Annotated in this window: 11 protein-coding genes; 6 read left to right on the top strand and 5 right to left on the bottom strand. The window is 61.4% G+C overall.

Annotated elements, in window-relative coordinates:
- Positions 1–24 precede the first annotated feature (24 nt).
- Positions 25–933, bottom strand: coding sequence for a bifunctional GNAT family N-acetyltransferase/hotdog fold thioesterase (locus tag OKC44_RS18220; protein ID WP_043126567.1), 909 nt, complete (start codon positions 931–933; stop codon positions 25–27).
- A gap of 173 nt (positions 934–1,106) precedes the next feature.
- On the opposite strand from OKC44_RS18220, the gene OKC44_RS18215 reads away from it, so the two are divergent.
- Complete coding sequence (locus OKC44_RS18215; protein WP_270814472.1) at positions 1,107–1,784, top strand: spermidine synthase; 678 nt, start codon at positions 1,107–1,109, stop codon at positions 1,782–1,784.
- Here OKC44_RS18215 and dtd read toward each other — a convergent pair.
- From dtd to typA, 3 genes are all read right to left on the bottom strand, one after another.
- Complete coding sequence (gene dtd / locus OKC44_RS18210; RefSeq protein ID WP_270814470.1) at positions 1,773–2,210, bottom strand: D-aminoacyl-tRNA deacylase; 438 nt, start codon at positions 2,208–2,210, stop codon at positions 1,773–1,775. The genes OKC44_RS18215 and dtd overlap by 12 nt on opposite strands.
- 79 nt (positions 2,211–2,289) lie before the next feature.
- Positions 2,290–3,162 carry a virulence factor BrkB family protein gene (locus OKC44_RS18205; RefSeq protein ID WP_011704286.1) on the bottom strand — a complete coding sequence of 291 codons (873 nt, stop codon included), beginning with the start codon at positions 3,160–3,162 and terminating at the stop codon, positions 2,290–2,292.
- Positions 3,163–3,335: 173 nt separating this feature from the next.
- A complete protein-coding gene (gene typA / locus OKC44_RS18200; RefSeq protein ID WP_011704285.1) occupies positions 3,336–5,147 on the bottom strand; it encodes a translational GTPase TypA in 1,812 nt (603 codons plus the stop codon).
- A gap of 351 nt (positions 5,148–5,498) precedes the next feature.
- Between typA and glnA the strand changes: the two genes are divergently transcribed.
- The 5 genes from glnA (at position 5,499) to add (ending at position 11,288) form a co-directional block, all read left to right on the top strand.
- The gene (gene glnA / locus OKC44_RS18195; RefSeq protein WP_011704284.1) at positions 5,499–6,908 is read left to right on the top strand and encodes a glutamate--ammonia ligase; all 1,410 of its coding nucleotides are present in this window, start codon (positions 5,499–5,501) and stop codon (positions 6,906–6,908) included.
- A 91-nt stretch (positions 6,909–6,999) separates the two neighbouring features.
- Positions 7,000–7,581 carry a DUF4124 domain-containing protein gene (locus OKC44_RS18190; RefSeq protein WP_101150373.1) on the top strand — a complete coding sequence of 194 codons (582 nt, stop codon included), beginning with the start codon at positions 7,000–7,002 and terminating at the stop codon, positions 7,579–7,581.
- Positions 7,582–7,661: 80 nt separating this feature from the next.
- Positions 7,662–8,717, top strand: a complete 1,056-nt coding sequence (gene glnL, locus OKC44_RS18185; protein ID WP_011704282.1) for a nitrogen regulation protein NR(II) — start codon at positions 7,662–7,664, stop codon at positions 8,715–8,717.
- Positions 8,718–8,726: 9 nt separating this feature from the next.
- The gene (gene glnG / locus OKC44_RS18180) at positions 8,727–10,145 is read left to right on the top strand and encodes a nitrogen regulation protein NR(I) (protein ID WP_010635441.1); all 1,419 of its coding nucleotides are present in this window, start codon (positions 8,727–8,729) and stop codon (positions 10,143–10,145) included.
- Positions 10,146–10,286: 141 nt separating this feature from the next.
- A complete protein-coding gene (gene add, locus OKC44_RS18175) occupies positions 10,287–11,288 on the top strand; it encodes an adenosine deaminase (RefSeq protein WP_024944669.1) in 1,002 nt (333 codons plus the stop codon).
- Positions 11,289–11,356: 68 nt separating this feature from the next.
- On the opposite strand, the gene hemN is transcribed toward add, so the two are convergent.
- Positions 11,357–12,730, bottom strand: coding sequence for an oxygen-independent coproporphyrinogen III oxidase (hemN, locus tag OKC44_RS18170; protein ID WP_044798902.1), 1,374 nt, complete (start codon positions 12,728–12,730; stop codon positions 11,357–11,359).
- Positions 12,731–12,743: the final 13 nt, after the last annotated feature.

Below are 12,743 nucleotides of genomic sequence, written 5' to 3'. Positions count from 1 at the left end.
TGCTTGATGGGAACCAGCGTGGGGCTACTGGCCCGGCCGTTTCACCGGCTGCACCACGTAGTGACCGAGGAACTCGGCCGCCAGCTTGTCGCCGCTGAACAGCTTGATCTTGAGGCTGAACTTGGCAGATTCGCCAGCCTTGAGCGGCTCGAGCACGGCGGGCATGCCTTCGCGCGCCACCCGCGCCTCCGGCTCCTCCTTGACCGGCCGGTAGTACTTGATGTTGCCCTCCGCCAGCACTGTATCCCCCACCAGTCCCGCCTCCTTGAGCTGCAGCCAGATCAGGCCCCAGCCCGCCAGCACGCACTGGCTGTAGATGCTGCCGGCGAACATGGTGTCATGCACGTTGAGATTGGCCGCCAGATTGGCCTTGAGGTGGAAGGTCTGGCCGTCGTAGTGGGTGATGTGCACCCCCATCTTCTCGCTGATGGGAATGCCGCGTGACCAGCGGGTGGTGAGATCCTGGCACCACTCCGACCGGTATTGGATGGTCTGCAGCGGACTCAGGGACTTGATCATCTGGCGGTGCGGAATGCGGCCGAAGGAGACAGGGCCTTCCCCCACCTCCAGGAAGCCGCACTTGCGGTAGAACTCCACCGCCTCCTGGCGAGCATTCATCACCAGCCGCTTCACCTTCTCGCTGCGGGCCAGCTGTTCGAGATCTTCCACCATGCGGGCACCCAGCCCCTGACCGCGAAATTCGGGGCGCAGCGCCATGAAGCGGATCTGGGCCTCGTCACCGCCAACAAACAGCCGCCCCACCGCGATGGGCGTGCCGTCGGGGGCCAGCATCAGCCGGTGAATGGCGACGGTATCGTATTCATCCCGCTCGGAACCGACGGGCAGATTGAAGGGTTTACGCAGAAGTTCCCAGCGCAACTGGTAGTAAGCGTCCAGCTCGGCGGCCGTTTGAGGAGTGACTACCCGGTACATAAAGCGATCCTTGAGTTAGCGCCTACGGACAGACGGAAGGGCTTGCGCACCCATGCCTCCCAGCTCAACTGATAATGGGCATCCGGTTCGGCTGCCGTCTGGGGGGTGACCACCCGGTACATAGTTCCATCCTTGAGTTACACTGGTCGAAAACCATCTTGCCGTGCAAATTCATGGACTTCAATCTGCAAGCGTACCAAGCCGACCACTTATTGCACCTCAGCGCCAAGCCCCAGCGCCGGCTCACCGTACAGGAAAATGCCCATCACCGCTGGCTGGAGATCGACGGCGTGGTGCAGTCGGCCATGTCCCTGGCCGAACCCGCCACCCTCTGCCTGCCGCACCAGCAGGTGATCGCCTGTCTGCTGCCTGAGCAGGCCAGCAGCATCCTCGAGCTGGGGCTGGGGGGTGGCGATCTTACCCGCCATCTGCACCAGCGCTGGCCCGATGCCCGTCACGAGTGCGTCGACCTCGACGAAGAGGTGATCACCCTCTATCAGCTGTTCTTTCAGCCTGACCACCACCCGCAGCGCACGCCAACCCTGCACCAGGCCGATGCCCTCGCCTTTCTGGAACAGAGCGAGGCGCAGTACGACCTCATCCTGCTCGACTTGTTCAGCCAGGACGGCAACCCGCCGCTGCTGTTCCAGGAGCGCATCTATCAGGCACTGGCCCCCCGCCTGAACGGCGAGCTCATCATCAACCTGCTGCCGCGCACCCGCCTCGAGCTGACCCGGGTGCTGATGCTGCTGGAGCAGTGGGTCGGCCCCACCACCCCCTACCCGGTGCCGGGGCTGCGCAACGTCCTGCTGCACACGGCCCCTCGCTACGAGCTGGCGTCAGACCTGTAGCCAGAAGGTGACCGGCCCGTCATTGACCAGCGCCACCTTCATGTCGGCAGCGAAGCGGCCGGTGGCGGTCGGGATGCCGCTGGCAGCAGCCCTGGCCACGAAGTAGTCATAGAGGCGTTCGGCCTCGCTCGGGTGGGCTCCGCCGGAGAAGCTGGGTCTCATCCCCTTGTTGGTATCGGCCGCCAGGGTAAACTGGGAGACCACCAGCAGGCTGCCAACGATCTGGCTGACATTGAGGTTCATCTTGCCATTCTCGTCGGAGAAGACCCGATAGCCGCTCACCTTGTGCAGCAGTTTGTCGGCCTTGGCCTCGTCATCCCCCTGCTCCACCCCGAGCAGTACCAGCAGTCCCTGACCGATGGCCCCGGTCACCTCCCCCTCGACAGTCACGCTGGCCTCGGAGACCCGCTGAATCAGTGCAATCACATCCCTCTCCTCTCAAAACGAAACGACCGCCCCCATCTGCTGACGGGGCGGTCGTCGATGCTAACAGCAAGGGACCGGCTCAGGCCAACTCGTCGGCGCCCGGTCGCTCATATTCACCGAGGCAGGCGGTGGTTTCCGCGCCAAGCAAGACCACCAGCCAGCTCAGGTAGACCCAGACAAACAGGATGGGGATGGTCGCCAGGGCGCCATAGATGGCCTGATAGGAGGGGAAGTTGGTGATGTAGATGGCAAAGCCGCGCTTGGCCAGCTCGAACAGGGTCGCCGCCACCAGAGCGCCGATGAAGGCGTGCATCAGCCGCACCTTGCAGTTGGGCACCACGGTATAGACCAGCAGGAAAGTCAGTACCGAGAACAGGAACGGCAGGCCGCGCAGCAACAGATAGCCGATGCCGAACAGGCTCTCGGCCCCGAACAGCCGCAGCGAGAAAATGTAGGAGGAGATGGCGATGCTGGCCCCGATGAGCACCGGACCCAGGGTCAGGATCATCCAGTACATGGCGAATGCCTGGGCCAGCGGCCGGCTCTGGGTGGAGCGCCAGATGTAGTTGAGGTTCTTGTCGATGGCCGAGATCAGCATCAGCGCCACCACGATCAGGGCACCGATGCCGACTGCCGTGGTGTTGGTAGCGTTGGCCACGAAGCCGTCGATGTACTCCTTGAGCATCTCGCCGGCGGTGGGCACGAAGTTGTGATAGACGAACTGCTCCATCGCCTGCTTCAGGCTCTGGAACACCGGAAAGGCCGACATCATGCCGAATACCACGGCGATCATGGGCACCAGGGAGAGCAGGGTCACATAGGCCAGATAGCCGGCGGTGACCGTCAGCCTGTCCTGCTGGAAACGGCCCCAGACGAACTGGGCGAAGTGGCCACCATCGTGGCGTAAAAAAGAGAGGGCATGGCCAAGACGGCCGCCGAATTTCTGCTGCATTGTCGCTCCCAACGTCTTCATAGTGCAGACATTGTGTCAGATAGCATGGTCATTTGACCACCCATGGGCCGGCCGGGTGCGACTCGCACCGGCACCTGCAACCGCCTGCCCGCGGCGAGCAGGCATAAAAAAAGAGGCCCGAAGGCCTCTCTCTGTCTGTCGATGAACAGATATCAAGCACGACCGGCGCGCTTGCGATCCATCTCGGTCAGCAGTTTCTTGCGGATACGGATGCTCTTCGGAGTGACTTCAACCAGTTCGTCGTTGTCGATGAACTCCAGAGCCTGTTCCAGCGACATGCGGATCGGCGGAGTCAGCACCTGGGCTTCGTCGGTACCGGAGGCACGCATGTTGGTCAGCTGCTTGCCCTTCAGGCAGTTTACAGTCAGGTCGTTGGAACGGGAGTGAATACCGATCACCTGGCCTTCGTACACTTCGGTCGCGTGACCGATGAACAGACGACCGCGGTCTTGCAGACCGAACAGGGCATAGGTCAGCGCCTTGCCGGTAGCGTTGGAGATCAGCACGCCATTCTGACGCTCGCCGATGCTGCCACCCTTGTGCGGACCGTAGTGGTCGAAGGTGTGGTACAGCAGACCGGTACCGGAGGTCAGGGTCATGAACTCGGTCTGGAAGCCGATCAGGCCACGGCTCGGGATCATGAAGTCAAGGCGAACACGGCCTTTGCCATCCGGGGTCATGTTGGTCATCTCGCCCTTGCGCAGGCCGAGTTGCTCCATCACGGAACCCTGGTGCGCTTCTTCCACGTCCACGGTTACGGTTTCGAACGGTTCTTGCAGAACGCCGTCTACGGTGCGCAGGATAACTTCCGGACGGGATACCGCCAGCTCGTAACCTTCGCGACGCATGTTTTCGATCAGGATGGACAGGTGCAGTTCACCACGGCCGGAGACACGGAACTTGTCCGGATCATCGGTCTCTTCCACGCGCAGGGCCACGTTGTGGACCAGCTCCTGGTTCAGACGCTCCAGGATGTTGCGGGAGGTCACGAACTTGCCCTCTTTGCCGGCGAACGGTGAGGTGTTGACCTGGAAGGTCATGTTCACGGTCGGCTCGTCAACGGAGAGCGGCGGCAGCGCTTCAACGGCGCCGTTGTCACAGATGGTGTCGGAGATCTTCAGCTCGCCCAGACCGGTGATGGCGATGATGTCGCCAGCTTGCGCATCGGCCACTTCGGTACGGGATAGACCCAGATAACCCAGTACCTGACCGACCTTGCCGGTACGGGACTTGCCGTCGGCACCGACGATGGTGACCTGCTGGTTGGTCTTGACGCGGCCACGGGTGATGCGGCCGATACCGATGACGCCAACATAGGAGTTGTAGTCCAGCTGGGAGATCTGCATCTGGAAACCACCGTCGGCATCAGCCTTGGGCGCTTCCACGTTGTCGACGATGGCCTGGAACAGGGGTTCCATGTTATCGGACTCAACGTCCTGATCCATGGTGGCCCAACCGTTCAGTGCAGAGGCGTAAACAACTTTGAAGTCCAGCTGTTCGTCGGTGGCACCCAGGTTGTCGAACAGATCGAATACCTGATCCATTACCCAGTCAGGACGAGCACCCGGACGGTCGATCTTGTTGATGACCACGATCGGCTTCAGACCCTGGGCGAATGCCTTCTGGGTCACGAAACGGGTTTGCGGCATCGGGCCGTCAACGGCGTCAACCAGCAGCAGCACGGAGTCAACCATGGACAGTACGCGCTCTACCTCACCACCGAAGTCGGCGTGACCCGGGGTATCAACGATGTTGATGCGGTAGTCGTTCCAGCGGATCGCAGTGTTCTTGGCGAGAATGGTGATGCCACGTTCCCGTTCCAGATCATTGGAGTCCATGATCCGTTCCTGGCCTTCCGTGGAGCGGTCCAGGGTGCCGGACTGCTGCAGCAGCTTATCAACCAGAGTCGTTTTGCCGTGGTCAACGTGCGCAATAATCGCAATATTGCGTAAATTCTCTAACATTCTCGCCTCAATCACCGGGTAAAATTGGGCGCTAATTGTACTCTCGCCTTTGTGATCTGCCTAGCAGAATTGCAGTACATTCGCGCACAACAGGGGATCAGGATCATAGACCTTCCGATCAAAGCCTGCTTAGATGGGGGCTGACCGTATAACGCGCACCATTTTAGTGCACCAAAACGATCCATGGATGCACTACTTTGAGGCGTAACGCGCTGAGATGGCGGGTCTCAGGACTGGCTGATAGCCTCAAATGCCCTGAAATCAAGCTGTCACAAACTTGGCACGATACTGGCTTATGTGAATGTGATGACGCATTCACCCTAAGAGTTTTAACACCGGAGGTTACTTAGCATGTCAGCCCAGAACGTTTTGGCCCTGATCCAGGAACACGAAGTCAAGTTTGTCGACCTGCGCTTTACCGACACCAAGGGTAAAGAGCAGCACGTATCCATCCCTTCCCATCAGGTTGACGAAGATTTCTTCGAAGACGGCAAGATGTTCGATGGTTCCTCCATCGGCGGCTGGAAGGGCATCAACGAATCAGACATGGTGCTGATGCCGGATGCGGCCTCCGCCAAACTGGATCCGTTCACCGAAGAGACCACCCTGAACATCGTCTGTGACGTGCTGGAACCGGCCACCATGCAGGGCTACGACCGCGATCCGCGCTCCATCGCCAAGCGTGCCGAAGACTTCCTGAAGTCCAGCGGCATCGCCGACACCGTGCTGTTCGGGCCGGAGCCGGAATTCTTCATGTTCGACAACATCACCTTCTCGAACACCATGGGCCACAGCTTCGTGAAGATCGAATCCGAAGAAGCCGCCTGGAACTCCGGTACCGATTACGAGCACGGCAACAAGGGTCACCGTCCTTTCGTCAAGGGTGGCTACTTCCCGGTTGCACCGGTTGACTCCTCTCAGGACATCCGTGCCGCCATGTGTCTGGTGCTGGAAGAGATGGGCCAGGTCGTTGAAGCTCACCACCACGAAGTGGCGACTGCCGGTCAGAACGAGATCGCGACCCGTTTCAACACCCTCACCCTGAAAGCGGATGAAGTGCAGGTGCTGAAGTACGTGATCCACAACGTGGCCCACGCCTACAACAAGACCGTCACCTTCATGCCGAAACCCATGTTCGGTGACAACGGCTCCGGCATGCACTGCCACCAGTCCCTGGCCAAGAACGGCGTCAACCTGTTCGCCGGCGACCTGTACGGCGGTCTGTCCGAGATGGCGCTGCACTACATCGGCGGCATCATCAAGCACGCCAAGGCCATCAACGCCTTCGCCAACCCGACCACCAACTCCTACAAGCGTCTGGTACCGGGTTATGAAGCACCGGTCATGCTGGCCTACTCTGCCCGCAACCGCTCTGCCTCCATCCGTATTCCGGTCGTGCCGAGCCCGAAAGCTCGCCGCATCGAAGTACGCTTCCCGGATCCGGCTGCCAACCCGTACCTGGCCTTCGCAGCCCAGCTGATGGCCGGTCTGGACGGCATCATCAACAAGATCCACCCGGGCGATGCCATGGACAAGAACTTGTATGACCTGCCGCCGGAAGAAGCAGCCGAAGTGCCGACCGTGGCCGGCTCTCTGGACGAAGCCCTGGCTGCGCTGGATGCGGATCGCGAGTTCCTGACCCGCGGCGGCGTATTCAGCGACGACTTCATCAACTCCTACCTGGAGCTGAAGCAGCAGGACGTTGACCGCGTGCGCATGACCCCGCACCCGCTGGAGTTCGAACTGTACTACTCCGTTTAATCCGGAAGCCAGCTCAGAACTTGACCAAACCCGCCGACAGGCGGGTTTTTTCTCTGATAGGATTAAGCAAAATCCCGTCAAGGAGAGATGGATGAAAAACCCCAACCCAGTATGGATGCTGAGCCTGTTGCTGCTGGCCGCCACCGGCGCCCAGGCTGCCAAGGTATACTCCTGGACCGACAGCCAGGGGGTCGTTCACTACACGGATGCCCCTCCCCCCGGCCAGAAAGCCAAGGAGGTCGATCTGCGCGTCGCCCCCTTCATCGGTAGTTCACCCCGCTCGGTGCAAGTTGACAACTTCAACAGCCTGACTGGTGTCGATGCCAAGAAAGAGAAGGAAGCGGCCAAGCTGGTGATCGAACTGCTCTCCCCGGAACAGGGCAGCACCCTGCGCGACAACACCGGCAACGTGGTGTTTCAGGGTCAGATCAGCCCGCAACCGCCGACCCAGTACGATGTGCGCCTGACCCTGGACGGCAAGGCGGCCCCCATCGTTAAAAACTCGCTCGCCATCCGGGTCGAAAATCTCGATCGCGGTGCCCATGAGGCCCAGCTCGAGCTGCTCGCCAAAGACGGTACGATCCTTGCTAAATCCAAGCCAGTCACCTTCTACCTGCACCGGGCCAGCATCAATCCTGCACCCAAAGTGACCCCCCTCAACAACAAGGGGTGATCCTGTGCCTCGATACGGGTAGACTAAATGCACCACATTGGTGCATTGCTGGTGTATAGCACCGTTTTAGGGAGAAACCTGTGCCAACCCGCCCGGATCAAGCCAAGATACTGCTCGATAACTTGCTGACCGCCGTCATCCTGATGGATGAACGGCTCTGCATACAATTCGTCAACCCGGCCGCCGAGCAACTGCTCTCCCTCAGTCAGCGCCGGCTGATCGGTATCGAACTGCCCCACCTGCTGGAACACATCTCCCTCGATTTGCAGCGGCTAAAGCAGTGCCTCAGCTCGGGGCAGGGTTTTACCGACAGTGAAGTCACTCTGGTGGTGGAAGGGGAGCCCAGACTGGTGGAGATGAGCGTCAGCCCGCTGGCCGATCATGAGCAGCGGCTGATGGTGGTGGAGCTGCGCAAGATCGACCAGCAGAAGAAGATCAGCCAGGAGCTGCAGCAGCATGCCCAGCAACAAGCGGCCAAGGAGCTGGTACGCGGTCTGGCCCACGAGATCAAGAATCCCCTCGGCGGTCTGCGCGGCGCGGCCCAGCTGTTGCAAAAGGAGCTGCCCGACCCCGCCCTGCGTGAATACACCGGCATCATCATCGAGCAGGCCGACCGGCTGCGGGTGCTGGTCGACCGACTGCTTGGCCCCCAGCGGCCCGGTCGCCACCAGATGCACAACGTCCACTCGGTGCTGGAGCAGGTGCGCCGGCTGGTAGAGCTGGAGCTGCCGCCGACGGTGCGCATCGAGCGGGATTACGATCCCAGCATCCCGGAGTTCGAGATGGAGCCGGACCAGCTGCAGCAGGCCTTCCTCAATATGGTGCGCAACGCCGCCGAGGCCATCGGCGAGCAGACCGGCCTCATCCGCATCAAGACCCGCACCGCGTTCCAGATCACCATCCACGGCCAACGCTACCGGCTGGCGGCCGAGATCAAGATCATCGACAACGGCCCCGGCATCCCGGATGCCATCCGCGACACCCTCTTCTATCCGATGATCACCGGCAAGGAGGGCGGCACCGGGCTCGGCCTCTCCATCGCCCAGAACCTGATCGATCAGCACAAGGGGCGGATCGACTGCATCAGCTGGCCCGGCCACACCGAATTCACTATCTTTCTACCGCTTCGCAAATAAGGGAACGTCATGACAGCAAAAGTGTGGATCGTCGATGACGACAGTTCTATCCGCTGGGTGCTGGAGCGCACCCTCGGCAGTGAAGGTTTCGAGTGCGAGAGCTTCGCCGATGGCGAGGCGCTGCTGAGCTCGCTGGAGATGCGCTCGCCAGACGTGATCCTCTCCGATATCCGCATGCCCGGCATCGACGGCCTCAGCCTGCTTGAGCAGATCCATCGCCGCCAGGCCGATCTGCCCATCATCATCATGACCGCCCACTCGGATCTCGACAGCGCGGTCAATGCCTACCAGCGCGGCGCCTTCGAATACCTGCCCAAGCCGTTCGACATCGACGAGGCGGTCACTCTGGTGCGCCGCGCCGAGAATCACCTCAAGGAGCAGCGCACCAAGCGCAAGGCACGCCAGCAGGATCCGGCCAGCAGCCCGGAGATCATCGGCGAGGCACCGGCGATGCAGGAGGTGTTCCGCGCCATCGGCCGGCTATCGCGCTCCAGCATCTCGGTGCTGATCAACGGCCAGAGCGGCACCGGCAAGGAGCTGGTCGCCCACGCCCTGCACAAGCACAGCCCGCGCGCCCACAAGAACTTCATCGCCCTCAACATGGCCGCCATCCCGAAAGATCTCATCGAATCGGAACTGTTCGGTCATGAGAAGGGAGCCTTCACCGGCGCCAACAACATCCGCCACGGCCGCTTCGAACAGGCCGACGGCGGCACCCTGTTTCTCGACGAGATTGGCGACATGCCGCTGGATGTGCAGACCCGGCTGCTGCGGGTACTGGCCGATGGCCAGTTCTACCGGGTCGGCGGCCATCAGCCGGTGCAGGTGGATGTGCGGATCATCGCCGCCACCCACCAGAATCTGGAGAAGCGGGTGGCAGACGGCGAGTTTCGGGAAGACCTGTTCCACCGCCTCAATGTCATCCGGATCCACATTCCCGCCCTCAAGGAGCGCCGTGAGGACATTCCCCAGCTGGCCCAGCACTTCCTGTTGCGGGCAGCCAAGGAGCTGAATGTGGAGGCCAAGAGCCTGCATCCGGATACCCAGGCTTACATCAGCCGCCTGCCCTGGCCTGGCAACGTGCGCCAGCTGGAGAACGTCTGCCGCTGGCTTACCGTGATGGCCTCGGGCCAGGAGGTGCTGGTAAGCGATCTGCCCACCGAGCTGCTCACCCCCATCACCAGCACCGCCGAACCGGGTCAGCCGGCCCTGTCCGGCGGCTGGCAGCAGCAGTTGCAGGACTGGGTTGCCGCCAAGCTGGCGCTGGGGGAGACCGACATCCTGGCCGATGCCCTGCCCCAGTTCGAGCGGATCATGCTGGAAACCGCGCTGGACCATACCCATGGTCACAAACAGGAGGCGGCACGGCTGCTCGGTTGGGGGCGCAACACCCTCACCCGCAAGCTGAAGGAACTCGACCTCTCCTGAGTCCTTGGGAAAAACGATTCCCATCACGCCTTGGCAAATCACCGACCAATAAGACCCCGTTTGATTTCAAACGGGGTATCTTTTTTGAGATCCCTGCCTAGAATGGCAGGCTTTCACACCCGACTCGAAGAAGGCGCCATCATGATTGACAGATCTCTTCCCCTGACCGACCTGCACCGCCATCTGGACGGCAACATCCGCCCGCAGACCATCCTCGAGCTGGGCCGTCAGCACAACATTCAACTGCCCGCCTTCGAGCTGGAGGCGCTGCGCCCCCATGTGCAGATCGTCGAGAATGAACCGAGCCTGGTCGCCTTCCTCAAGAAGCTGGACTGGGGCGTAGCCGTGCTGGCCGACTATGACGCCTGCCGCCGGGTCGCCTACGAAAACGTGGAAGATCTGCTGCGCGCCGGCATCGACTATGCCGAACTGCGTTTCAGCCCGGCCTACATGGCGATGGCCCACAAGCTGCACCCGCAGGGCGTGGTCGAAGCCATCATCGACGGCGTGGCGGCTGGCAGCCGCGACTTCGGCATCAAGACCAACCTGATCGGCATCATGAGCCGCACCTTCGGCACCGAGCAGTGCAAGCAAGAACTGGATGCCTGTTTGGCCCATCGTGATCGGCTGGTCGCCATCGATCTGGCCGGCGACGAGCTGGGCTTCCCGGGCGAGCTGTTCACCGACCACTTCCGCCGGGTGCGTGATGCGGGCATGCGCGTCACCGTGCACGCCGGTGAAGCCGCCGGCCCCGAAAGCATGTGGCAGGCCATTCGCGAGCTGGGTGCCGAACGTATCGGCCACGGCGTCAAAGCCATTCAGGATCCGGCCCTGATGGCCTATCTGGCCGAGCACCGCATCGGCATCGAGTCCTGCCTCACCTCCAACATTCAGACCACCACGGTAGCGAGCCTGACCGAGCACCCGATCCGCCAGTTCCTGGCCGCCGGCGTGCTGGCTTGCCTCAACACCGACGACCCGGCGGTGGAAGGCATCGACCTGCCCCACGAATACGAGGTGGCGGCCCCGGCTGCCGGCATGACCGCCAGCGAGATCCGCACCGCCCAGCAAAACGGCCTAACCCTGGCCTTCCTGAGCGAGGCCGAGAAGGCCGAGCTGAGCGCCCTCGCAGCCCAACGCTGAGTGCAGCCAAACCCAATAAAAAAACCGCCGAGAGGCGGTTTTTTTATTTCCCAACGACATCGGCCGGCTTAGATCACCCGGGAGAACTGCTGCTGGCGCGCCTTGCTCCGCAGGTAAACATCGAAGCACATGCAGATGTTGCGGATCAGCAGTTGACCGGTGGAGACCACCTCCAGCCCCTCTTCGGTCATCCGCACCAGGCCGTCATCGATGAAGGTCTGCAGCAGCTTGAGATCCTCCGCAAAGTACTCCTTGAACACCAGGCCATGGGCCTGCTCGACGGCGGCAAAGTTCAGGCGAAAATCGCAGATGAGGCGCTTGATCACCTCCCGGCGGATCAGGTCGTCCTGATTGAGAGAGCACCCCTTCCACTGGGCATGCCCCAGCGTTTCCACCTGGCCATAGTAGGCCTTGAGCTCTTTCTGGTTCTGGGAATAGGCATCGCCAATCATGCTGATGGAAGAGACCCCCAGCCCCAGCAGATCGCAATCCCCCTGGGTGGTATAGCCCTGGAAGTTGCGGTGCAGCTTGCCCTCACGCTGGGCCACTGCCAGCTCGTCGTCCGGCTTGGCGAAGTGATCCATGCCGATGAACTGATAACCACGGCCGGTCAGGAAGGCGATGGTGTCCTGCAGCATGGCCAGTTTTTCCTGCGGCGCCGGCATGTCCGCCTCTTTCAGCTTGTGCTGAGCGGCAAAACGGCTGGGCAGGTGGGCATAGTTGAAGATGGAGAGGCGGGCCGGGTCGGTCTTGAGCACCTCTTCCAGGGTGTGATGGAAGCTCTCCCGGTTCTGGTGCGGCAGGCCGTAGATGAGATCCAGGTTGGTGGAACGAAAGCCCAGTTCGCGGGCCCGCTCCAGCATGGCACGGATGAAGTCGTTGTCCTGCTCGCGGTTGACCGCGACCTGGACTTCCTTGTTGAAATCCTGAACGCCGAGGCTGATGCGGTTGAAGCCGATTTCCCGCAGCACGTCCAGCATGGAGAGCTCGATCTCCCGCGGATCCACCTCAATGCTGATTTCGCCCTCTTCGGCGAAGTGGAAATGCTCCCGCAACATGGCCATCAGTCGGCGAGTCTGGGGTTCATCCAGATAGGTGGGAGTGCCGCCGCCCCAGTGCAGCTGGGTCACCAGCCGCTGCTTGAACAGCGGAGCCTGCGCTTTGATCTCCTGCTCGAGGAAATCGAGGTACTGATCGGCCTTGTGACGGTGACGGGTGATCACCTTGTTGCAGCCGCAGTAGTAGCAGAGCTTGTGACAGAAGGGGATATGCACGTAGAGCGACAGGTTGCGCGCCGGATACTGACTCGCGGCCTGGACGAAGTCCGGATAACCGAAACCCTCGTTGAACTCCAGCGCAGTGGGATAGGAGGTGTAACGCGGACCGCTGTAGTTATATTTCTCGATCAGGGCCTGATCCCACACAATCTGTTCTGCTTGCACGCTTGCTTCCTCT

It is taken from the genome of Aeromonas sp. S41-2 (assembly GCF_027705845.1).
Taxonomy (GTDB): domain Bacteria; phylum Pseudomonadota; class Gammaproteobacteria; order Enterobacterales; family Aeromonadaceae; genus Aeromonas; species Aeromonas hydrophila.
Note: the sequence above shows the minus strand (reverse complement) of the source record. Positions and strands in the feature narration are given on the sequence as shown.

Coding starts and splice junctions, on each gene's coding strand:
- add (WP_024944669.1), top strand. CDS start 10,287: ATGATTGACAGATCTCTTCCCCTGACCGACCTGCACCGCCATCTGGAC.
- typA (WP_011704285.1), bottom strand. CDS start 5,147: ATGTTAGAGAATTTACGCAATATTGCGATTATTGCGCACGTTGACCAC.
- glnA (WP_011704284.1), top strand. CDS start 5,499: ATGTCAGCCCAGAACGTTTTGGCCCTGATCCAGGAACACGAAGTCAAG.
- OKC44_RS18205 (WP_011704286.1), bottom strand. CDS start 3,162: ATGCAGCAGAAATTCGGCGGCCGTCTTGGCCATGCCCTCTCTTTTTTA.
- OKC44_RS18220 (WP_043126567.1), bottom strand. CDS start 933: ATGTACCGGGTAGTCACTCCTCAAACGGCCGCCGAGCTGGACGCTTAC.
- glnG (WP_010635441.1), top strand. CDS start 8,727: ATGACAGCAAAAGTGTGGATCGTCGATGACGACAGTTCTATCCGCTGG.
- OKC44_RS18190 (WP_101150373.1), top strand. CDS start 7,000: ATGAAAAACCCCAACCCAGTATGGATGCTGAGCCTGTTGCTGCTGGCC.
- OKC44_RS18215 (WP_270814472.1), top strand. CDS start 1,107: ATGGACTTCAATCTGCAAGCGTACCAAGCCGACCACTTATTGCACCTC.